Origin of the sequence: Pseudoalteromonas sp. P1-26 (assembly GCF_001401795.1) — a bacterium.
Taxonomy (GTDB): Bacteria; Pseudomonadota; Gammaproteobacteria; order Enterobacterales; family Alteromonadaceae; genus Pseudoalteromonas.
In genome coordinates, this window is sequence record NZ_LKDX01000002.1 from 106,597 (window position 1) to 128,348 (window position 21,752).

The 21,752-nt window shown below is 41.5% G+C and carries 20 protein-coding genes; 16 read left to right on the forward strand and 4 right to left on the reverse strand.

The features are described from left to right. Window positions 1–145 precede the first annotated feature (145 nt). The 10 genes from rpoE (at window position 146) to pdxJ (ending at window position 8,667) form a co-directional block, all read left to right on the forward strand. Window positions 146–727 carry an RNA polymerase sigma factor RpoE gene (gene rpoE / locus AN394_RS01825; RefSeq protein ID WP_036969086.1) on the forward strand — a complete coding sequence of 194 codons (582 nt, stop codon included), beginning with the start codon at window positions 146–148 and terminating at the stop codon, window positions 725–727. Window position 728: 1 nt separating this feature from the next. Further along, window positions 729–1,355, forward strand: a complete 627-nt coding sequence (locus tag AN394_RS01830; RefSeq protein ID WP_054562254.1) for a sigma-E factor negative regulatory protein — start codon at window positions 729–731, stop codon at window positions 1,353–1,355. Window positions 1,356–1,359: 4 nt separating this feature from the next. Then, complete coding sequence (locus tag AN394_RS01835; RefSeq protein ID WP_054562253.1) at window positions 1,360–2,313, forward strand: MucB/RseB C-terminal domain-containing protein; 954 nt, start codon at window positions 1,360–1,362, stop codon at window positions 2,311–2,313. A gap of 3 nt (window positions 2,314–2,316) precedes the next feature. After that, the gene (locus tag AN394_RS01840) at window positions 2,317–2,766 is read left to right on the forward strand and encodes a SoxR reducing system RseC family protein (protein ID WP_054562252.1); all 450 of its coding nucleotides are present in this window, start codon (window positions 2,317–2,319) and stop codon (window positions 2,764–2,766) included. Between the two features lie 70 nt (window positions 2,767–2,836). After that, entirely contained in the window at window positions 2,837–4,624 is a 1,788-nt protein-coding gene (lepA, locus tag AN394_RS01845) for a translation elongation factor 4 (protein WP_054562251.1), read from the forward strand. A gap of 26 nt (window positions 4,625–4,650) precedes the next feature. Then, a complete protein-coding gene (gene lepB, locus AN394_RS01850) occupies window positions 4,651–5,586 on the forward strand; it encodes a signal peptidase I (RefSeq protein ID WP_054562250.1) in 936 nt (311 codons plus the stop codon). Between the two features lie 2 nt (window positions 5,587–5,588). After that, the gene (rnc, locus tag AN394_RS01855) at window positions 5,589–6,266 is read left to right on the forward strand and encodes a ribonuclease III (protein WP_054554337.1); all 678 of its coding nucleotides are present in this window, start codon (window positions 5,589–5,591) and stop codon (window positions 6,264–6,266) included. Continuing rightward, window positions 6,256–7,188 (forward strand): GTPase Era, encoded by a 933-nt coding sequence (era, locus tag AN394_RS01860; protein ID WP_054554338.1) that lies wholly within the window; start codon window positions 6,256–6,258, stop codon window positions 7,186–7,188. Before rnc ends, era begins: the two co-directional genes overlap by 11 nt. Window positions 7,189–7,205: 17 nt before the next feature. Beyond that, a complete protein-coding gene (recO, locus tag AN394_RS01865; protein ID WP_054562249.1) occupies window positions 7,206–7,892 on the forward strand; it encodes a DNA repair protein RecO in 687 nt (228 codons plus the stop codon). A gap of 43 nt (window positions 7,893–7,935) precedes the next feature. Further along, window positions 7,936–8,667: a pyridoxine 5'-phosphate synthase gene (pdxJ, locus tag AN394_RS01870; RefSeq protein WP_054554340.1), complete on the forward strand. Its 732-nt coding sequence runs from the start codon at window positions 7,936–7,938 to the stop codon at window positions 8,665–8,667. A gap of 82 nt (window positions 8,668–8,749) precedes the next feature. Here the strand turns inward: pdxJ and AN394_RS01875 are convergent, their stop codons facing one another. Genes AN394_RS01875 through barA form a run of 3 tightly spaced genes read right to left on the reverse strand, consistent with a single transcriptional unit; the run spans window position 8,750 to window position 12,370 of the window. Continuing rightward, on the reverse strand, window positions 8,750–9,076 hold the full coding sequence (locus AN394_RS01875) for a hypothetical protein (RefSeq protein WP_055020676.1): 327 nt from the start codon (window positions 9,074–9,076) through the stop codon (window positions 8,750–8,752). Between the two features lie 12 nt (window positions 9,077–9,088). After that, window positions 9,089–9,565, reverse strand: a complete 477-nt coding sequence (locus tag AN394_RS01880; RefSeq protein ID WP_055020677.1) for an energy transducer TonB — start codon at window positions 9,563–9,565, stop codon at window positions 9,089–9,091. 36 nt (window positions 9,566–9,601) lie between these two features. After that, on the reverse strand, window positions 9,602–12,370 hold the full coding sequence (barA, locus tag AN394_RS01885) for a two-component sensor histidine kinase BarA (protein ID WP_054562246.1): 2,769 nt from the start codon (window positions 12,368–12,370) through the stop codon (window positions 9,602–9,604). 80 nt (window positions 12,371–12,450) lie between these two features. Between barA and rlmD the strand changes: the two genes are divergently transcribed. The 5 genes from rlmD (at window position 12,451) to eno (ending at window position 19,946) form a co-directional block, all read left to right on the forward strand. Beyond that, window positions 12,451–13,776 (forward strand): 23S rRNA (uracil(1939)-C(5))-methyltransferase RlmD, encoded by a 1,326-nt coding sequence (gene rlmD, locus AN394_RS01890; protein ID WP_055020678.1) that lies wholly within the window; start codon window positions 12,451–12,453, stop codon window positions 13,774–13,776. A 7-nt stretch (window positions 13,777–13,783) separates the two neighbouring features. Continuing rightward, window positions 13,784–15,943 carry a GTP diphosphokinase gene (relA, locus tag AN394_RS01895; RefSeq protein WP_055020679.1) on the forward strand — a complete coding sequence of 720 codons (2,160 nt, stop codon included), beginning with the start codon at window positions 13,784–13,786 and terminating at the stop codon, window positions 15,941–15,943. Continuing rightward, complete coding sequence (gene mazG / locus AN394_RS01900; protein ID WP_055020680.1) at window positions 15,943–16,743, forward strand: nucleoside triphosphate pyrophosphohydrolase; 801 nt, start codon at window positions 15,943–15,945, stop codon at window positions 16,741–16,743. The genes relA and mazG overlap by 1 nt, the downstream gene beginning before the upstream one ends. Before the next feature lie 157 nt (window positions 16,744–16,900). Continuing rightward, window positions 16,901–18,535 carry a CTP synthase gene (locus tag AN394_RS01905; RefSeq protein ID WP_054562242.1) on the forward strand — a complete coding sequence of 545 codons (1,635 nt, stop codon included), beginning with the start codon at window positions 16,901–16,903 and terminating at the stop codon, window positions 18,533–18,535. A gap of 112 nt (window positions 18,536–18,647) precedes the next feature. Further along, a complete protein-coding gene (gene eno, locus AN394_RS01910) occupies window positions 18,648–19,946 on the forward strand; it encodes a phosphopyruvate hydratase (RefSeq protein WP_055020681.1) in 1,299 nt (432 codons plus the stop codon). 49 nt (window positions 19,947–19,995) lie between these two features. Here the strand turns inward: eno and mutH are convergent, their stop codons facing one another. Continuing rightward, window positions 19,996–20,667, reverse strand: a complete 672-nt coding sequence (gene mutH / locus AN394_RS01915) for a DNA mismatch repair endonuclease MutH (RefSeq protein ID WP_054554349.1) — start codon at window positions 20,665–20,667, stop codon at window positions 19,996–19,998. A gap of 540 nt (window positions 20,668–21,207) precedes the next feature. On the opposite strand from mutH, the gene rppH reads away from it, so the two are divergent. Then, on the forward strand, window positions 21,208–21,726 hold the full coding sequence (rppH, locus tag AN394_RS01920) for an RNA pyrophosphohydrolase (RefSeq protein ID WP_054562240.1): 519 nt from the start codon (window positions 21,208–21,210) through the stop codon (window positions 21,724–21,726). Window positions 21,727–21,752 lie beyond the last annotated feature (26 nt).

The window sequence follows — 21,752 nt, forward strand, 5'->3', positions numbered from 1 at the left end:
GTATGACTCAATTTATTTGCGTGCTATTTTATAAAAAAATCATTTTAAACTGAACTTTTATATTCATGGTGCAGTCAGAGTTTGTGTAAACAATGGCGAGTATATGAATAGCAAGCAAGAATCAAACAGAGGAGTACCGGCTCGAATGAGCGAGCAGGATTTGGATTTAGCGCTAGTTAAAAGGGTCCAGCAAGGAGATAAAAACGCCTTCAACCTATTAGTTAGAAAATATCAGAATAAAATTGCAGGTTTGATTTCACGTTATGTATCGAACCAAGGTGATGTTGCTGATGTCGCACAAGAAGCTTTTATTAAAGCTTACCGTGCTTTACCTAACTTTAGAGGTGATAGCGCCTTTTATACTTGGTTGTACCGTATCGCCGTAAATTGTGCTAAAAATTACTTAGTTGCGCAGGGCCGTAAGCCCCCAGCTAACGATGTTGATGCCGAAGAAGCAGAATTTTATGACAGTGCAGATGCAATGCGTTCAAACGCATCGCCAGAAAACCTGTTATTAAGTGACGAAGTACGTGCTGTAATTTTTAATACGATTGATAGTTTGCCTGAAGATCTTAAAACCGCGATTACCCTTCGTGAAATTGAAGGTATGAGCTATGAAGAAATAGCCGTGGTTATGGATTGCCCTGTGGGAACGGTGCGTTCACGTATTTTCCGTGCCCGTGAGGCGATTGATAATAAATTGAATCCATTAATAGGTGAGTCTTAGTATGACAAAAGCAGACGTTAACAAGTTGGATAATGAGCAGTTGTCCGCGTTACTTGACGGCGAGCAGCAGTTAACTGATCAAGCGATCACAAACGACGATGTATCTACATTTGGTCGTTACGCAATGATTGGTGATGTAATGCGTGCTGAGGCAAATAATAACGCTTTTAATTTTGACATTGCAGATGCAGTGGCAGAATCACTTGAGCAAGAACCTGTTTACGCAGATTTCGCGAATAAAACAACGGCACCAAAAAGCGAAGAAATCGTGGCGGCAACAGGCACAGATAACGTGGTAGCATTTAATTGGCGTCGTCCATTTGCCCAAGTGGCTATTGCTGCTAGTGTTGCTATGTTTGCGATTGTGGGCGTACAAACATTGCCACAAAACACCGAGTCACCGCAAAGTGACATTCCAACATTACAAACAGTACCGTTAACGGGTATGGCTTCTCCTGTAAGTTACTCATCTGAGCAGCCTGCATTAGAAAATGCAGAGCAAGGTTTACGTGAGTTACAACAGCAGCGTATTGGCGCATTAGTTCTTGAGCACCAACGTCAAGCACGTGTTGCATATTCGCTAGAAAAATCGCAAACTGCAGAAAATGCAGACGAGGAAAAAAACTAATTAAATGAAAGTTTTTACTTTTATTTTGTCGCTGGTATTAACGGCTCCTGCCATTGCCAGCGACGAAAATCCCGCCAAGACTTTATTAAATGATATGGCTACGGCCGTTCATACTCGCAACTTTGACGCATCATTTGTGGTTGTAAAAGGCCAAGCTATGGAACCCTATCGCTGGTTACATGCAAAACAAGGTGATATTGAACTTGAGCATCTAAGTTTACTCAACGGCGCTGGCCTAGAAATGGTGCGCGTTGACGATCAAGTTACCTATTTTGAGCCTCATTCAGAGCCTTATTCAGTTAAAACAGACTCTATCGCTGGGCCAATTCCTGAAGTACTTTTTAAAGATATTAACCGACTAAGCGCTCATTATGATTTTGTGCTTGGCGGAAAAGGCCGTATTGCAGGGCGCTCAGCACAGTTAGTGCGTATTGAATCAAAAGATGAATACAAATATAACTATTGGATTTGGTTAGATACTGAGTCATCGTTGTTACTTAAATCTGCCTATGTGAATCACAAAGGTGAGATGCTTGAGCAGTTACAGTTAACTCATATCAGCGTAACAGAACAGCCAGCGCCTATGTTAGTTGAAATGCAAAATCGTGACTTTCCTGCGGTGTTGGCGACTAACGATTTAGCCAATAATGAAGACAGCGCAGCGAATGATTGGAAAATTGGTTGGTTGCCAGATGGCTTTAAATTATTAAAGTCAGATCGTCATAAACTTGACTTAAACAATGAACTTGCTGACTATTATTTATATTCAGATGGGTTTGTTGAAGTGTCTGTTTTTATTCAAAGACCTTTACCGGGTAAGCGCGCAAGCGGTGCTTTAACGTCAGGCGCAACGACTGTGTATGTACACAATGGTGGTAGCTTTGATGTATCGGTTGTTGGTAATATCCCTGCTATGACAGCCAAAGCTATAGCTGAGTCGGTAGCGCGACCTCTTTAAATCATGATTGAACAAACACTCACTGTCGTGTCGGTAAAAGGCACGACAGCGAATTTAGAAGCAGAGCAAAAGCAAGCCTGTGCCGGCTGTAATGGTCGTTGTGGTTCGCAAGTTTTTGCAAAGCTGTTTGGAACAGCTAAAAAAACCTTTCCTTATACCTTCGAAAAAGAGCTCCAAGTAGGGCAAAAAGTAACATTAGCACTCGATGATAGTCACTTAGTTAAACACGCTATGGCTGTTTACATGCTACCCCTTTTGTTTAGCTTAGGGTTTGCTTTGATCGCATTTTCGGCTTTTTCGCTTACAGAAGGCTGGCAAATTTTAGCCGCCGTGATTGGTGGCATAACGGGCTATGCGATAGCAAAATCAAGGGTTAAGAGCCTTAAGCATGATATTAAAGTAATAAAAATTCACCCAATTACTATTCCTTTCACTCAAATAGATGGTGATTAAAGCCAATTAAATGTAAAATTGTCGCTTTATACACTTAGTCCATTTTATATAGAAGTTTAGAATCCAGTTTATGAAGCATATCCGTAATTTTTCGATCATCGCCCATATTGACCATGGTAAATCGACTCTCTCTGACCGTCTTATCCAAGTTTGTGGTGGTTTAACAGACCGTGAAATGCAGCAGCAGGTGTTAGACTCAATGGACATTGAGCGTGAGCGTGGTATCACCATCAAAGCGCAAAGTGTAACGCTAAATTATAAAGCTAAAGACGGCGAAACATATCAGTTAAACTTTATCGACACGCCAGGACACGTTGACTTCACATACGAAGTATCACGTTCACTTGCAGCCTGTGAAGGTGCACTTTTAGTTGTTGATGCGGGTCAAGGTGTTGAAGCTCAAACTTTAGCTAACTGCTACACAGCAATCGAAATGGACTTAGAAGTTATTCCAGTTCTAAATAAAATCGACTTACCACAAGCCGATCCACTTCGTGTAGCAGAAGAAATTGAAGACATCATTGGTATCGATGCCCTTGATGCTGTGCAATGTAGTGCTAAAACCGGTATTGGTATTGAAGAAGTACTCGAAATCATTGTTAAAGATATTCCGCCACCAGAAGGTGACAAAGATGAGCCACTACAGGCGCTTATCATTGACTCATGGTTTGACCCATACCAAGGCGTTGTATCATTAGTACGTATTAAGCACGGTGAATTGCGCGCGGGCGATAAAATTAAGATCATGTCGAATGATCAAGTTCACATCGCAGATAAAGTAGGTATTTTCACGCCAAAACAAACCAACACGGGTATCTTAAAAACCGGTGAAGTAGGCTTTGTTATTGCGGGTATTAAAGAAATCCATGGTGCACCTGTAGGTGATACCATCACTTTACAACGTAATTCTGCTCCAGAGCGTTTACCAGGCTTCCAACGCATTAAACCGCAGGTTTATGCTGGTATGTTCCCAATTTCATCAGATGACTATGAATCATTCCGTGATGCGCTTGATAAATTAAGCTTGAACGATGCGTCGTTATTCTTCGAGCCAGAAAACTCAACAGCACTAGGTTTTGGTTTCCGTTGTGGCTTCTTAGGTATGCTACACATGGAAATCATTCAAGAGCGTCTTGAGCGTGAATACGACATTGACCTTATTACTACTGCGCCAACAGTAATCTACGAAGTAGAGACTAAAGACGGAACTAAACAGATAGATAACCCGTCTGACTTACCGCCGGTGAATAATATTCTTGAAATCCGTGAGCCAATTGTTGAAGCTAACATATTAGTTCCGCAAGAGTTTTTAGGTAACGTAATTACGCTTTGTGTTGAAAAGCGTGGTATGCAAACTAAAATGAGCTACCATGGTAAGCAAGTTGCGGTGACGTACGAATTACCGATGGCTGAAGTAGTCATGGACTTCTTTGATAAGTTAAAATCAACAAGCCGTGGTTTTGCATCGCTTGATTATAACTTTAAGCATTTCCAAGCTTCAGACATGGTACGTGTTGACGTATTAATTAATGGTGAGCGTGTTGATGCGTTAGCGATTATTGTACACCGCGATATTGCACAATCACGTGGTCGTCAGTTAGCCGAAGCACTGAAAGACTTAATTCCACGTCAGCAGTTTGATATTGCGATTCAAGCAGCGATTGGTCAGCATGTTATTGCCCGTACAACAGTTAAGCAATTACGTAAAAACGTAATCGCGAAATGTTACGGTGGTGACGTGAGCCGTAAGAAGAAACTACTACAAAAACAAAAAGAAGGTAAAAAGCGAATGAAGCAACTAGGTAACGTTGAAGTACCTCAAGATGCATTCTTAGCTATCCTTAAAGTTGGTAAATAATTAGAAGTAAATAAAGGAATTAATGCATGGCGGGTTACTTTTCTATTTTCTTAGTGTTGTTAACGCTAGGCTCAGGATTAATTTGGTTAATTGACCACTTTATGTTTGCGCCAAAGCGTCAGCAACGCATTGCCCTTGCTCAAAACGCAGCAGGTGGCGAATTAGACGAAGAAACCGCTGCATTAATTGCGCCTGAGCCAAGTATCACTGAAACGGCAAAGTCAATTTTTCCGATGATTGCAGCGATCACTATTTTTCGCTCTTTCATTTTTGAACCGTTTCAAATTCCATCTGGTTCAATGATGCCAACCCTATTAGTGGGCGACTTCATTTTAGTGCAGAAGTACTCATATGGCGTTAAAGATCCTATTTGGCGTAGCCAGTTAGTTGATGTTGATGAACCTGAACGTGGTGATATTGTGGTATTTAAATACCCATTAGACGAGCGCGTAGATTACATTAAACGTACGATTGGTTTACCGGGCGATAAAATTGTATATCGCAATAAGCACCTTTATATTCAGCCAAAATGTGCCGAAGGTGTAACGCAGCAAGGTGATTTGCTGTGTAATGAATACAACAAAATTGATATGGAAATCCTCAATAGTGACGAGTTCAAGCAGGGTTCGATGAATTTAGTGCGCTTAGAAGAAAACCTAAGCACATTGAATCATAATATTTTAATTAACCCGCAAGCTCCTGAAATGAAAGGCCGTTATTATCAACAACCAGGTACACGCTCAGACGAGTGGGTTGTTCCTGCCGATCATTATTTCATGATGGGTGATAACCGTGATAATAGCCAAGACAGTCGCTTTTGGGGCTTTGTACCTAAAGAAAACTTGGTAGGTAAAGCCGTCTTTATATGGATGAGTTTTGAATTTGAGAATGGCCCAGATGACTTTTTACCAGGCTGGGTTCCAACTGGTGTTCGTTTTGAACGCCTAGGTAATATTCAGTAACGATGAAAAAAAACGTAACAGAGTTATACAACAAAATAGGTTATACATTTACTGATCAAGCTTTGCTTGAGCAGGCAATGACGCACCGCAGTCATAAAGGCCAACATAACGAGCGCTTAGAGTTTTTAGGTGATTCGATTTTGAGCTTTGTGATTGCGAATGCACTTTACACTAAATTTCCAAAAGCACGTGAAGGTGATTTAAGCCGCATGCGTTCGACCCTAGTTCGTGGTCAAACGTTGGCTGAGTTTGGCCTAGAGTTTGGCTTAGGCGATTACTTACGCTTAGGTCCAGGCGAGCTTAAAAGCGGTGGTTTTCGCCGTGAATCAACCCTTGCTGATGCCGTTGAGGCGATCATTGGTGCGGTGTTCTTAGACTCAAACATTGAACAATGTGGTGAGTTAATTTTAAGCTGGTACGAGTCGCGTCTTGATGCAATTTCGCCGGGCTTAAATCAAAAAGATCCAAAAACATTACTTCAAGAATACTTACAAGCGCGCAAATTATCGTTACCTGGCTACACTGTAATTGATACAAAAGGCCAAGCGCACAATCAAACATTCACGGTTGAATGTATTGTTGAAGGGATGGATAGCATTATCTCAGTAGGTAGCTCACGTCGTAAAGCTGAGCAAAAAGCCGCTGAAAAAGCCTTAAAGATACTTAAAAATGAATCTTGATGATTTAATTAGCAAAGAACCTGCAGAGCTAGACACGCACTGCGGTATGGTTGCCATTGTTGGCCGCCCAAATGTAGGTAAATCAACCTTACTTAACTATATTGTTGAGCAAAAGGTGTCTATTACTTCTCGTAAGCCACAAACCACACGCCACCGTATTATGGGTATTCATACCGAAGGTAAATACCAAGCTGTTTATGTGGATACACCAGGCTTACACGTCGAAGAAAAACGTGCTATTAACCGTTTAATGAACCGTGCCGCATCAAGCTCAATTGGCGATGTGGAACTGATCATCTTTGTGGTTGAAGGCACACACTGGAACGAAGACGATGAGATGGTACTAAATAAAGTACGTCAGAGCGGTCGTCCAGTATTATTAGTTATGAATAAAATTGACCAAGTTAAAGACCGTGATTTAGTGCTTCCGCACATGCAGTTTTTAGGTGGTAAATTTGATTTTGTGGCTATTATGCCGGTCTCAGCAAAGCAGGGTAAAAATATTGATTTAATCAAAGATGAAGTGAAAAAGCGTTTACCGCTTTGTGAGTTTTACTTCCCTGAAGATTACGTAACAGACCGTTCAATGCGCTTTATGGCGGCTGAAGTGATCCGTGAAAAGCTGATGCGCTTTATGGGTGATGAGCTACCATATTCAGTCACCGTCGAGATCGAGCAGTTTAAATGGCAAGAAAACGGTGTTTGGCAAATTAATGGTTTGATCCTCGTTGAGCGTGAAACGCAAAAGCGTATGGTGATCGGCAATAAAGGCGAAAAGCTCAAAGTGATTGGCCGTGAAGCTCGTAAAGACCTTGAAGACATGCTTGATAACAAAGTGTTTTTAGAACTTTGGGTAAAAGTGAAGTCTGGCTGGGCTGACGATGAGCGTGCGCTACGTAGCCTTGGCTATGGTGAAGACTAAGTAAAGTCTTACACGCCATGGATAGCGAATTCTACACAGCATACTTGCTGCACCGACGTCCATTTAGCGACTCGCAAGTCATGCTCGATATGCTGGTAGAAGGCGTAGGTCAGCTGAGAATGCTGGCCCGTGTTAGTGGTCGCCAGGCCACTAAACATAAAGCACAATTACAACCTTTCCAATCTCTGCTCGTACAATATAGCGGCAAGTCTGATTTAAAATACATTAATCGTTTTGAACCCCATGGCCGGCAAACTATGTTGCAGGGTACCGAGCTTTATTGCGGCTTCTATATGAACGAATTAACCAATCGTATCGTACCTATCAATGAGCCGATGGAAAGTGTATATCATCTTTATAAACAGCATCTAGACGAGTTATCATGCACTAAAAACCTACAAGCTGTGCTGCGCTCTTACGAGTTTCAACTGTTAGAGATGCTGGGTTATGGTGTTGATTTTAGTGTTGATGCCGAAGGTGATGAAATTAACGATGCAGCAAATTACCAGTACTTTGCTGAATACGGTTTTTTACTGCATGACGACCCCCATAGTGGCTTTTCAGGAAAGCAATTAAATGCCATAGCAGCTCATGACTTTAGCGCCCCTGATGTGTTATATATGGCAAAGCAATTAAGTCGATACCTACTCAAGCCTTTACTTGGTAAAAAGCCATTAAAAAGCCGTGAGTTATTTATTAAGTAGGCTGATGTTCAGCCTTGAATCGTTGTTTTAAACAGGTAAAAAAATGAAAGATATTCTTCTTGGTGTAAACGTTGATCACATTGCCACTTTACGCCAAGCGCGTGGCACGAGTTACCCAGATCCTGCGCATGCTGCAGCTGTTGCAGAGCATGCTGGTGCAGATGGTATCACCATTCATTTGCGTGAAGACCGTCGTCATATTCAAGACCGCGACGTATATGTGATGGCAAAAACGATTCAAACACGTATGAATCTTGAAATTGCAGTCACCGATGAAATGATCGACATCGCCCTTGAAGTGAAACCTGCTTATGTTTGTTTAGTGCCTGAAAAGCGTGAAGAGCTCACCACTGAGGGTGGCCTGGATGTTGTGGGTAATTTTGAAAAAGTAAAAGCAGCAACAGAAAAGTTAACTGCAGCAGGAATTAAGGTCTCGTTATTCATTGATGCTGACAACGCACAACTTGACGCTGCAAAAGCGTGTAATGCTCCATACGTTGAAATTCACACCGGTGCTTATGCTGATGCTGAAAATGACGAAGAGCTTCACACTGAGCTTGAGCGTATTCGTAGCGGCGTACAATATGCTGATAGCTTAGGTTTAATCGTTAATGCCGGCCATGGTCTTCATTATCACAATGTAAAACCTATTGCGGCAATGCCAGAAATTTATGAGTTAAACATTGGTCATGCGATTATTGCCCGTGCAGCGATTGATGGTTTAGAAAAAGCAGTCAGCGATATGAAACGTTTAATGATTGAAGCAAGACTTTGAACTGCCGCTCTTTTATAGACGCTGGTAAGTTTGAATACTGAGCGCGGTGGATATGATATCCACCGCGTTTTTATTTACTCATTTATTTACTCAGATAAACAATAAATTGTGCAAGCAATGAAGATAGCCAAGGCGAAAGGCAGAGTAGGGCCACTAAATATTGATGTTTTTTCTTAAAGCTTTTTAAAACATCATCATCTATTGCCGACAATTCACCTTTCTTGATTGAATGAAAAACCATTGAGTTAGGTTTTGCCTTCATTAAACGGGCTTGGCTTTCGTATGTTTGCCACTGCTCTGTGTAATTGGTTTTTACGTAATTATTAGCTTCAATACTTAGTTTTTTATAGCGGAGGAAAAACCAAGTGAGTGAAATAGCACTAAAGATGATAAGTAAGATAAAATACAAAGCAAGCTCCCTTTAATACTTCACTACGCGTGTACCCGTGGAATAAATAATATCTGAACTAGGGCATGAATAGTTAGGTTTTAGCTTTTTGCAAGATTGCTCAGGTGTGTCAAAACAAAAATCAAAGCGAGTTTGGGTTTTCACCGCTTTATCAGTAATATTTTTCGCCAGTTCATTCCAGTGCCAATTAGTGATTACATCTTTTGCTGCAGCGGCAAATACAGGGTTAGTTGAGGCAACTACCTGAATATCTCTAATCTCATTTTGTGGCGTAATGACATACTCAATAGTTGCGCAACCTTCTTTTGCTTGGATAACTGCTTTTTTGGGGTATCTGGCAGGAAAGCGTTCAAGCTGTTGCCATTTTGCTGACTCCATTTCATTATAGCTAACAGCTAAATCTGCATACTCTAATTTTACGGGTTTCTCTTCGGTTGATGTGCAACCAAATACAAACAAACTACCAGCTAGCAATAAATAGTTTTTCATTAATATATTCCTTTATACAATTTATTGAGTGTTCTCTTATCGTTGTTGCTCAACCATTCCCGCATCACTTAACAAGTTATTCAGCTCATCAATCAGCTCAAATAATTCAGGCTCAATGTAATTTAAATCGCAATCGCCTTTTAAAGCGGTTTCGAGTGTTTCTGCAAGTGATTTTAGTTTTGGTACGCCGGTGTAACAACATGCGCCATGGAACTTGTGGACTATACTAAGTACATGTTCACAATCTTCTTTTTCTATAGCTTCATTGAGTAGGCGCAAGGTTTCAGGCACGCTGAGTAACAACATATTGAGCATTTCAAGTGCTAGTTCTTCTTTTCCGCCTGCGCGTTGTAGTGCCAATTGCCAATCGAGGCGGGCACTTTCAAATGGAGGTTCAGAGTCAACTGCGGCAGTTTTGCTACGTTCACGATTAATCGGCGCTTGCGGGCTATGATCGCTAATTATTTGTTTTAGCATGTCTTCATCAATAGGCTTAGTTAAATAGCCTTTAAAGCCATCTTTAAGTAGTTGCTCTTTTTCACCTGCGAGGGCGTGAGCAGTAACCGCAATGATGGGGGTATCTTCATTGAGAGATGACTCGCGGATAAGTTTACATGCAGTGATACCATCCATAATTGGCATTTGGATATCCATGAAGATCAAGTCATATTTATGGCTTTTACTTAAGCTGTAAGCCTGTGAGCCGTTGTGTGCGGTATCAATTAGCTCAATTTGTTCTTCAAGCAAGGTACAAATCAGTTTTAGGTTGGCATCGTTATCGTCAACAACCAGTACTTTTAGTGGTAATAATTTTTCATCACCTTGCTCAATGTTATGCACAGGGTGGTCAAGTCGGTAAGGCGCTGCAAGTACCTCGCACAATTTACGGTGGTTAAGCGGTTTACTTAAGCAAGCATCTGCTCCGCTACCGACAAAGGCTTCACGCATATTATGCGAAACCGTATTAAGCATTATGTATAAATAATCAGTGACAGGGCGCACTGCTTTTACATAACTCTTAAGTTGCTGCATATCGTCAATAGTGGCGGTATGGCCAATAATACAAATATCGTAGCTGAAGTCTTTGTTGATCTCATTTAAGAAGCTTTCTTCATCCATGCAGGCGGTAACACGAGTTTGCCATTCATGAAGTAGCGATAACGTTGCTTGGTGGGTATGCTCATGAGGCTCAAGATACAAAATACGCTTATTGATCAGTGATTGGGTCGGTAAGTCACTGGTAATTGAGTTACTTGGCGTTCTGAATACGGCATTAAACGTAAAGCAGGTACCATTACCAGGAGCTGAGTTTAGAGTAATGCGGCCATTCATCGCTTCAACAATATGTTTGGTGATGATTAAACCAAGACCTGTGCCACCAAATTTGCGGGTGATACTAGAGTCTGCTTGGCCAAATGGTGTAAATAACGCATCTTGTTTATCCATTGGGATACCTACACCGGTGTCGGTGACAGACACCAAAATCGAGGCGCGTTCTTCATCTAATAACCGGTAGCCAACATCAACCTTGATTGAGCCTTTTTCAGTAAATTTAATGGCATTACTTAATAGGTTTATCAAAATTTGTTTAAAGCGGGTCGGGTCGCCAGTTAGGTTGTCTGGCACTTGCGGATGGATAAATATTGAAAGCTCAAGTTGCTTTTCGTGAGCACTTGGTGCCAACAAGGTCATAACTTCATTAATATTGTCACGGAGCTGGAATTGCATTGACTCAAGTTCCATGGCTCCGGCTTCTAATTTCGAAAAGTCTAAAATATCGCTAATGATTGTTAATAGGCTATTTGCCGACAGTTCAATGGTATCAAGGTAATCTTTTTGGTGCTTATTGAGCGGGGTTTTATAAAGCTGGCGCGTAAAACCAATTACACCATTTAAGGGAGTACGTAATTCGTGACTCATTTTAGCTAAGAAGTCTGATTTTACTCGGTTCGCGTCTTGCGCGTCTTTTTTAGCAATACTTAACTGAATATTTTGGGTTTCGTATTGTTCGAGTGTTTCGCGGTAATCAGAGGTTGCTTGGTCAATGTGCTTTTGCATCTCATCACGTTGCACAACCATGGTTTCTGAAATAGTATTTAAACCTGTACGTAATAGCTCAAACTCGCCAAACATTTTTTGATCAAGCCCAGTGTCTACTTTACCTTCAATTAGTTTGTCGGTAGCTAGTACTAACTTATTAAGAGGCTGAATGAACATGCGAGTTAATCTAAACGCTAATACGGTGGCAAGTATGAGCGCGAGTAAAATCACCACGCCACTGACTAATAATGCCCGTTGCTGGCCAATAATAGCTTGTTGTTTGTTTAGCATGATCACCACAGTGCCTAACGATGCTTGGTAGCTGTGATGATTCCAAATCATATCTTGGCGGCTATGATTAATTATGGCAGTAGAAAATGTTAAATAGTGCTCAGAATTTTGTACTTGAATGCCATCCATGCTGTTTGCATTGCTGCTAACAATTTCTTTGAATTCACTTTGGTATTTACTAAAAATCACTAACTCATTGTTTTCATCAAAAATAGCAATTGATTGGATAGCAGGGGAGTGTTTGTTATGTGTATGACTAACTAAGCGAGTTAATAAGGCTTTATCACGCTTTATTAATGGTTGCTCAACAGCAATGGCGAGGGGCTCAATAATAGTCACGCCCTGTTGATACAAAATTTCATCGAGCTCAATGTAACGATTTATTGTAAAATAACCGCCCAGCAACAAGCCTATGATCACAGTCGGTATAAGTGTAAGGGTTAAGACTGAGTCACGTAAGCCAAATTTAGTCATAAAGAATGTTGTTATCATTATTATCGTTGTTTAAGAGTATATACTTACTCCCGCTTTATCAATAATTAAGGTGTTGCCCGATGGCACAGATTTTCAAAGCCAAAAAGAAATCCGTTTCGCAAAAAATGCTAACCCTCAATGTCACTGCTATGGATCACCAAGGGCGGGGCGTTGCTAAGCAGGGAAATAAAGTCTGTTTTGTTAATGGTGCTTTGCCGGGTGAGGAAGTAAAAGCGTTATTGATTGAAGATAAGGCACGTTTTGCCAGTGCTGATTGTAAAAAAGTGCTATCAGCCTCAGCGCATAGGGTGACTCCTTTTTGTCAGCATTATCAGGTTTGTGGTGGTTGTCAGCTACAGCACCTTAATGCAGAGCAACAATTGGTTGAGAAGCAAGCTGCGGTGAGCCAGCTGTTTAGCAAGTTCGCCAAAGCTGATGACTTAAATTGGCAAGCACCTCTGCTTAGTGAAGAGCGCCATTATCGTCGCTCTGCGCGTATTGCTGTAATGCATGACAAAGCCGCAAAGAAAATGCGTGTAGGGTATCGAGCTCAAGGCTCTAAACAATTGGTGAGTATTGAAAGCTGTGATGTGCTGAGCGGCACTTTTAAAGACGTTTTTTCAGTTTTTGATGTTCTTATCAACAGCCATTCAGGTCTTAGTAGTATTAGTCACTTACAATTATGTGAAGCTGATAACGCGGCCTTTGTGGTTATTAGGCATACCAAAGCTATTAATGCAGAGTTAAAAGCCATAGTCGTAGCGGCGTGTGATGAATATAGCTGGCGTGTTGTGTGGCAATCACAAAGTGGTGAAATTGATCACAGTGACCATCCAATGCCGTACTACCAGATACCAGCTTATGATTTACGCTTTGAGTTTGGCCTTGAAAACTTTATTCAAGTTAACCCGCAAGTGAACCAAGCTATGCTGCATCAAGCAAAACAGTGGCTTGATTTACAAGGTCATGAGCAGGTATTGGATTTGTTTTGTGGTATTGGTAACTTTTCATTATTGATTGCAAAGTATGCTAAATATGTTATTGGTGTTGAAGGGGTCGATTCTGCGGTTGCATTAGCAAAACAAAATGCGCAAACTAACTCATTGTCGAATACCGATTTTTATTGTTTTGATTTAACAAAATCAATGCAATCAGCTGCTTGGTTTAGTGCCGAACTTGACGTGTTAGTTCTTGATCCATCACGTACTGGCGCAATGGCTATTTTAGAGCAGTTACCACTTACTCAGTTTAAAACGATTTTATACGTCTCTTGTGATCCTGTTACTTTAGCCCGTGACAGTGCAATTATTTTACAAGCAGGCTTTAGCATTGAAAAAATTGGGCTTATGAATATGTTCCCGCATACTGGGCATATTGAAACGATGGCGTTATTTCACAGGAGGTAAAGCGCACATGGTAGCCACTAGACAGTCACATCAGCTAACTAAGCCGAGTGATTTTGCCAGCCGTATCGAGCTGTTAGCGCTAGCAGAAGACAAACATACCTTATTAGAGCAGGCCCACCAACTGTGCCTGCATTGCGATGATGCAAAACGTGAAAACACAGCCATTGAAATGGTGGAGATTTTAGCTGAGCTAAATTTAGATGCAGACTCTCTTGCCACTGCTTTTTTAACGCCTTATTTTTTAGCCGAAAAAATCTCAATTGAGACAGTCACCGAAAAGCTGGGTAATCACGTTGCGTTATTACTAACAGGCGTAAGCCAAATGGCTACCATCAGCACCTTAGCCCATCAAGGAAAAGGCACAGTACAAATCGATAATATTCGCCGTATGCTGTTAGCCATGGTTGAAGATGTGCGCGCCGTAGTGATTAAACTTGCAGAGCAAGTGTGCCACCTGCGTGATGTGAAAGACGCAAGTGAAGAAGAGCGCGTCATTGCCGCTAAAGAAACACGCGACATTTTTGCTCCCCTAGCTAACCGTTTAGGGATTGGTCAGCTTAAATGGGAACTTGAAGATCTTTCGTTCCGTTATTTGCACCCAGATACCTATAAAAATATCGCCAAACAGCTGGATGATAAGCGCCTTGCCCGTGAAGCCTACATGGAGAACATGGTTGCTTTAGTAAAAGCACGCTTGGCTGAAGCAGGTATTGAAGGTGAGGTGTATGGCCGCCCTAAACATATCTACAGCATCTACAAAAAAATGGCACAGAAGAACTACGAGTTCGACCAGCTTTTTGATATTCGCGCTATGCGCATAGTGGTAGAGCGCCTGCAAGATTGTTACGCGGCATTAGGTATCGTGCATACTAACTGGCGCCATTTAAATAAAGAATTTGATGATTACATCGCAACACCTAAGCAAAACGGTTATCAGTCAATTCATACCGTGGTATTTGGCCCAGAAGGTAAAACCGTTGAAATTCAAATTCGTACGAGCGAAATGCACCAAGATGCTGAGCTAGGTGTTGCTGCGCACTGGATGTACAAAGAAGGTGCATTGCCAGGACGTGGTTCAGGCTACGAGCAAAAAATTAGCTGGTTACGTAAGTTACTGCAATGGCAAGAAGAAGTTGTTGATGGCAGTGACCTAGCGGAAGAGCTTAAAAACCAAGTAGTAGAAGACCGTGTTTATGTGTTTACGCCTAAAGGGGATATTTTCGATTTGCCACTGGGTGCAACACCACTTGATTTTGCTTATTACATTCACTCAAATGTAGGGCATCGCTGTATTGGCGCAAAAGTGTTTGGCAAAATTGTGCCATTTACTCACCAATTAAGCACCGGCGATCAGGTTGAAATTTTAACTCAAAAGCAACCTAACCCAAGCCGTGATTGGTTAAACCCATCGCTAGGTTATATTAAGTCTTCACGAGCACGCTCTAAAATCCATCATTGGTTTAAGCAGCTTGATCGCGATAAAAACTTAAGTGCCGGTAAAGAAATACTCGAAACTGAGCTGCAAAAACTAGATTTAACAACCAAAGATCTAGCGCCAGCAATCGAGCGCTTTAACCTTAAAGGCCTTGACGACCTTATGGTTGCGGTAGGTGCTGGAGATGTTCGCTTAAACCAGTTATTAAACTTTATTAGTGACCGTGAGCATGACGAGCCACAAATTAAGTTTAAAAAACCAAAAAGTGTCACCGGCGATAAGAACGGTATTGTTGTTGATGGGGTAGGTAGCTTAATGAGCCATGTTGCTAAATGCTGCCGACCTGTGCCGGGCGATGAAATTATTGGCTACATTACGCAAGGCCGAGGGATTGCAGTTCACCGTGAAGACTGCGATTCGTTTGAGAAACTTCGTGAAAAGCATCCTGAGCGGGTTATATCAGTAAGTTGGTCAGACGATGTCAATGGCTCTTACTCATTAACGATTAAAGTTGAAGCGACCGATCGCTCAGGCCTTATTCGAGATATCAGCTCAGTGCTTGCAAACGAAAAGGTGAATGTGCTGAACATGAACGTCAACACGGTAGAAGATAAGCAGCTTGCGCTGTTTTCAATGCAGGTTGAAGTACATGACTTATCAAGCACCAACCGCTTATTGTCTAAGTTACACCAAATCGAAGGTGTACATGATGCAAAGCGTGGTCACTCGTAATGGATGATAAACAGGCAATTGAGCAGTCGCTTGCAATTATGTCTAAACTACGGGACCCAGAATCTGGGTGCCCGTGGGATTTAAAACAAGACTTTAAGTCAATAGTGCCGCATACCCTTGAAGAAGCTTACGAAGTAGCAGATTGCATTGAAAAAGGTGAGCTTACTGAGCTTAAAAGTGAACTTGGCGATTTACTGTTTCAAGTCATCTTTTATGCTCAACTTGCCAAAGAGCAAGGATTATTTGATTTTGCCGATGTGGCTAATACGCTTAATGATAAATTAGTTCGTCGTCATCCCCATGTCTTTGCAGAGCAAAGTGAGCTGACTGACGCTGAGCTTTCTGAGCAGTGGCAGGCTATTAAAGCACAAGAGCGAGCAGAAAAAGCAGCTTCACCACAAATGAGCCTGTGGCAAGACATTCCTGATGCTATGCCAGGGTTATCAAAAGCGAAGAAGATTCAACAGCGTGTAGCAAGCCTAGGGTTTGATTGGCCAAGTTATCATGGTGCGCTCGATAAAGTTGCTGAAGAAGTAGACGAAGTAAAAGAAGCGCTGGCTCACGACCCTTATTCAGAGCACAGTGCAGAAGAGCTTGGTGATTTACTGTTTGCAACGGTGAATGTAGCACGTCATATTAAGCGCGATCCTGAGCAATTATTACGAAGTGCCAATGCTAAGTTCGCGTCACGCTTTGAAAAAGTGGCTGCTTACTTAGATGAGCGTGGCCAGAGCCTAGAAACGGCTAGCCTCGAAGAAATGGACAACGCATGGGAAGCCATTAAAAAGCAAGCCAAGTAAGTGCATTGTAGAGCAGTTTGGGTACAGTGTAGCCAAGCTCGTTTTTTGTGCACTTATTTGCTAATTTTATCTGGATTGATAGCAGCCCCTTTGCTATAATATCGCCCCGTCTTGATTCTATATTATTCCTTTTAATTCCTGATATTCTAGGGTTCGCATGAGTACAAAATTTATCTTCGTAACTGGCGGGGTTGTTTCTTCGTTGGGTAAGGGTATTGCAGCAGCGTCATTAGCCGCTATTTTAGAAGCACGTGGTCTTAACGTGACTATTTTAAAGCTGGATCCTTACATTAACGTTGACCCAGGCACTATGAGCCCAATTCAGCACGGTGAAGTATTTGTAACTGAAGACGGTGCAGAGACTGACCTTGACTTAGGTCACTATGAGCGTTTCATCCGTACCAAGATGACTAGCCGCAACAACTTCACACAAGGTCGTGTTTATGAAGATGTATTACGACGTGAGCGTCGTGGTGAGTACCTTGGTGCAACAATTCAGGTTATTCCACACATCACAAACGACATTAAGCAACGTGTATACGACGGTGCTGAAGGTCGCGATGTAGCAATCGTTGAAATTGGCGGTACAGTTGGTGACATCGAGTCACAACCTTTCTTAGAAGCAATTCGTCAGCTTGGCACTGAAATTGGCCGTGAGCGCGCATTGTTTATCCACCTAACGCTAGTGCCATTCTTAGGCCCTGCAGGTGAAGTTAAAACTAAGCCAACACAACATTCTGTAAAAGAATTACGTTCGATTGGTATCCAACCAGATATCTTGATCTGTCGTTCTGATCGTAAATTACCAAATAACGAGCGCGCGAAGATTGCACTTTTCACTAACGTTGAAGAAAAAGCTGTTATTTCATTACCAGACGTAGAAAGCATCTATAAGATCCCTGCGTTACTTAAGTCACAAGAATTAGATAACTTCGTATGTCGTCGTTTCTATCTTGAGTGCCCAGAAGCAGATTTATCTGAGTGGGAACAAGTGTTATACCAAGAGTCTAACCCAACAGGTGAAGTGACAATTGGTATGGTTGGTAAGTACATCGAACTACCAGATGCATATAAATCAGTAAACGAAGCATTAAAGCATGCAGGTCTGAAAAACCGTTTAACTGTGAATATCGAATACGTTGATTCACAAGACTTAGAAAGCAAAGGTACTGAGTTACTTTCTCACCTTGACGCTATCTTAGTTCCAGGTGGCTTCGGAGGCCGTGGTGTTGAAGGTAAGATCTTAGCGGCTAAATATGCACGTGAAAACAAAGTTCCTTACTTAGGCATTTGTTTAGGTATGCAAGTAGCGCTTATTGAATATGCGCGTAATGTTGCAGGCCTTGAAGATGCAAACTCAACAGAGTTTAACGCTAAATCAGCACACCCAGTTGTTGGTTTAATCACTGAATGGCAAGATGCTGACGGTAACGTTGAAATCCGTGATGAGCAATCTGACCTAGGTGGTACTATGCGTTTAGGTGCACAGAAGTGTCATTTAACACCAGGTTCTAAAGTAAGCGAAGTATACGGTAGTGACGAAATTGTTGAACGTCACCGTCACCGTTACGAAGTGAATAACCACTTTGTAGAGCAGCTTGAAAAAGCAGGCTTAAGTTTCACTGGTTTATCTGAAGATAAGAAACTAGTCGAAATTATCGAGAATAAAGATCACCCTTGGTTTATTGCCGCGCAATTCCACCCGGAATTCACGTCAACACCACGTGATGGTCACCCGCTATTTGAAGGGTTTGTTGCAGCTGCACACACTCACCAAAAAGCGTCATCGTAATTTAAATAGGCCGTGCTTTATGCACGGCTTATTTGTTTAATAAGCCAATGGCATTAAGGATAATTAATAAAATTGGCACTAACTCACCATTTTCGGGAAAAGAGGAATCAAGATGTCAGAAATCGTAAAAGTGATTGGTCGCGAAATCATGGACTCGCGTGGTAACCCAACTGTTGAAGCTGATGTACATTTAGCTGATGGTTCATGGGGCCGTGCTGCAGCACCATCTGGTGCATCAACAGGTACTCGCGAAGCGCTTGAATTACGTGATGGTGATAAAGCACGTTACCTAGGTAAAGGTGTTTTAAAAGCAGTAGGCTATATCAATAACGAAATCGCTGAAGCGCTTAAAGGCCAAAACGCAGTTGATCAAAAAGCTGTTGACCAAGTAATGCTTGACTTAGATGGTACTGAAAATAAAGAAAAACTAGGTGCTAACGCTATCTTAGCTGTGTCTTTAGCAACAGCTAAAGCGGCTGCTAACTCTAAAGGCGTTGAGCTTTATGAGCACATTGCAGACCTAAACGGCACGTCAGGTGTTTACTCAATGCCATTACCTATGATGAACATCATCAATGGTGGTGAGCACGCTGATAACTCTGTTGATATTCAAGAGTTCATGATCCAGCCAGTTGGTGCTTCAAATTTCCGTGAAGCATTACGTATGGGCGCTGAAGTATTCCACAGCTTAGCAAAAGTACTTAAAGCTGAAGGTCACTCTACATCAGTAGGTGATGAAGGTGGTTTTGCTCCTAACCTTGAATCAAACGAAGCGGCACTTGCTGCAATCAAGGTTGCTGTTGCAAATGCAGGTTATGAGCTTGGTAAAGATATCACTCTAGCTCTAGACTGTGCGGCATCTGAGTTTTACGACAAAGAAGCGAATATCTACGACCTTAAAGGCGAAGGTAAAAAATTCACTTCTGAAGAATTCAACCACTTCCTTAAAGGCCTTACTGAGCAATACCCAATTGTTTCAATTGAAGACGGCTTAGATGAGTCTGATTGGGATGGTTTCGCACACCAAACACAACTAATTGGCGACAAAGTACAATTAGTAGGTGATGACCTTTTCGTAACTAACACGAAGATCTTAAAGCGTGGTATTGATAACGGTATTGCTAACTCAATCCTAATCAAGTTCAACCAAATCGGTTCATTAACTGAAACGCTTGCTGCTATCAAAATGGCTAAAGACGCTGGTTTCACAGCTGTTATCTCACACCGTTCAGGTGAAACTGAAGATGCGACAATTGCTGATTTAGCAGTAGGTACTGCAGCTGGTCAAATCAAAACGGGTTCATTAAGCCGTTCTGACCGTATTGCTAAGTACAACCAATTACTTCGCATTGAAGAAGTATTAGGTGAGAAAGCACCTTACAACGGTCTTAAAGAGGTTAAAGGTCAGTAATCTGGCTTAGCTCATCAAGACTTTAAAAAACCTCCTTCGGGAGGTTTTTTTATAGCTGAAATTGTTGTTTTAGGATTTCGCCAGTAAAGCTGGTTTTTAGGTAAAAGCCGCGAGGTAAGGTTTGTACTATCTGGCCATTTGGGCCAATAGCGTCAGTCAGCGCTTTGCTATTGGCAGCTTTTGGCCTTATTTGCATTACATCACCTAAATGACCCGAAATTTCATCTACGCGACCAAGGGCAATTAGCTCCATTTGTTCTTCCCAATCACGCTGTAAAAGGGCATCTTGCTCTGCACTTGGCTGCCATAAAAAGCCACTGCCTATGGTACGGTGAAAAGGCAGTATCTCGCGCTCGCCTAAAATTGGTAACCACAAAACATGATTCAACTTTTTACGAACCGTACTTTGTTGCCAAGTCATTCCGGTTACATTTAATAGCGGCGTTACCGAAACAAAGGTTGTTTCGAGTGGTTTGCCTTTAAATGAAATAGGAAGAGTTTTTAGCTCAATGCCTAACTCTTCAAAATCAGGTGTTGGTTTTGAACCCGCTGTTGCGCCAAGCACATATTCGATAAGTTGCCCGGTCCAGCCTTTTTCACGAAGTAAATCGTCAGGGGTTTTAAACTGATATTGCTCAGCTAGCTGCCCTAGGGTGAGGCCTGCAATAGCATCAACACGTTGCATTAATTCGTTTATAGAAGCGGGTTTTATTGGTCGCATAAGGCGTTTATTTGATTGTCTATTTATCCGGTTCATGATAGCAAATGCACGCCTTAGTGGATATCTTTGTGTTTGGGTGTTTTTTGCGCACGTTAAGTGTGGGCTAAAAATAATCAGTTTTACTTTTGGATGTTCTAGTCTAACTAATTGATATTTAGTTGTTTTACTGTTTTTTTATGTTGTTTCTATTTCATTAATTAAACAGTTGTTTGTATAAATACAGATATATAAACATGTTTATCCACAGTTTCTGTGGAGAAAGTGGATATTTAAACTGTGGATTGTGGATTTGTTTGCAATTTAGGCATGATTTACAAAAGTTATGCACAAGCTGTGGGTAAGATGATGAAAATACGGTTGTAAATAGTTATTTTAATCAAACAGCACATTTTTATAATAATTACTTCGTAACACCTTGATTAAACGTGTTTGTTAAAAAATAAATTTTCAATCTAATTTAGGCTTAGGTGTAAAGTGTTTGCTGTATCGCAGGTTATGTGGAACAATCAATAAAAATCGACTTACAAATGAGGCACTAAGGTGATTGATGCCGAAGGTTTTCGTGCCAATGTCGGAATTGTAATTTGCAATAATCAGGGACAAGTATTTTGGGCTCGTCGCTATGGTCAGCACTCTTGGCAATTTCCCCAAGGTGGTGTTGATGACGGCGAAACAGCAGAGCAAACCATGTACAGAGAATTACACGAAGAAGTGGGCTTGCTTCCTGAAGACGTTGAGATCGTCGCAAGTTCTAAACATTGGTTACGCTATAAATTACCCAAGCGTTTAATTCGCAGAGACTCAAGTCCTGTGTGTATTGGGCAAAAACAAAAATGGTTTTTACTGAAACTTCGTTGTAAAGATGAAGATGTAGATTTACTTAAAACTCATCACCCCGAGTTTGATGATTGGCGATGGGTGAGTTATTGGTATCCGGTTAGGCAAGTTGTTTCGTTTAAGCGCGATGTATATCGTCGAGTAATGAAAGAGTTTGCTCCGTTTGCAATGCCGTTTAATAAACGAGAGCAACACAAAGATCATTGGCGACATAAACGATAAGGGCAACCTTATTTAAATCAAAGGAG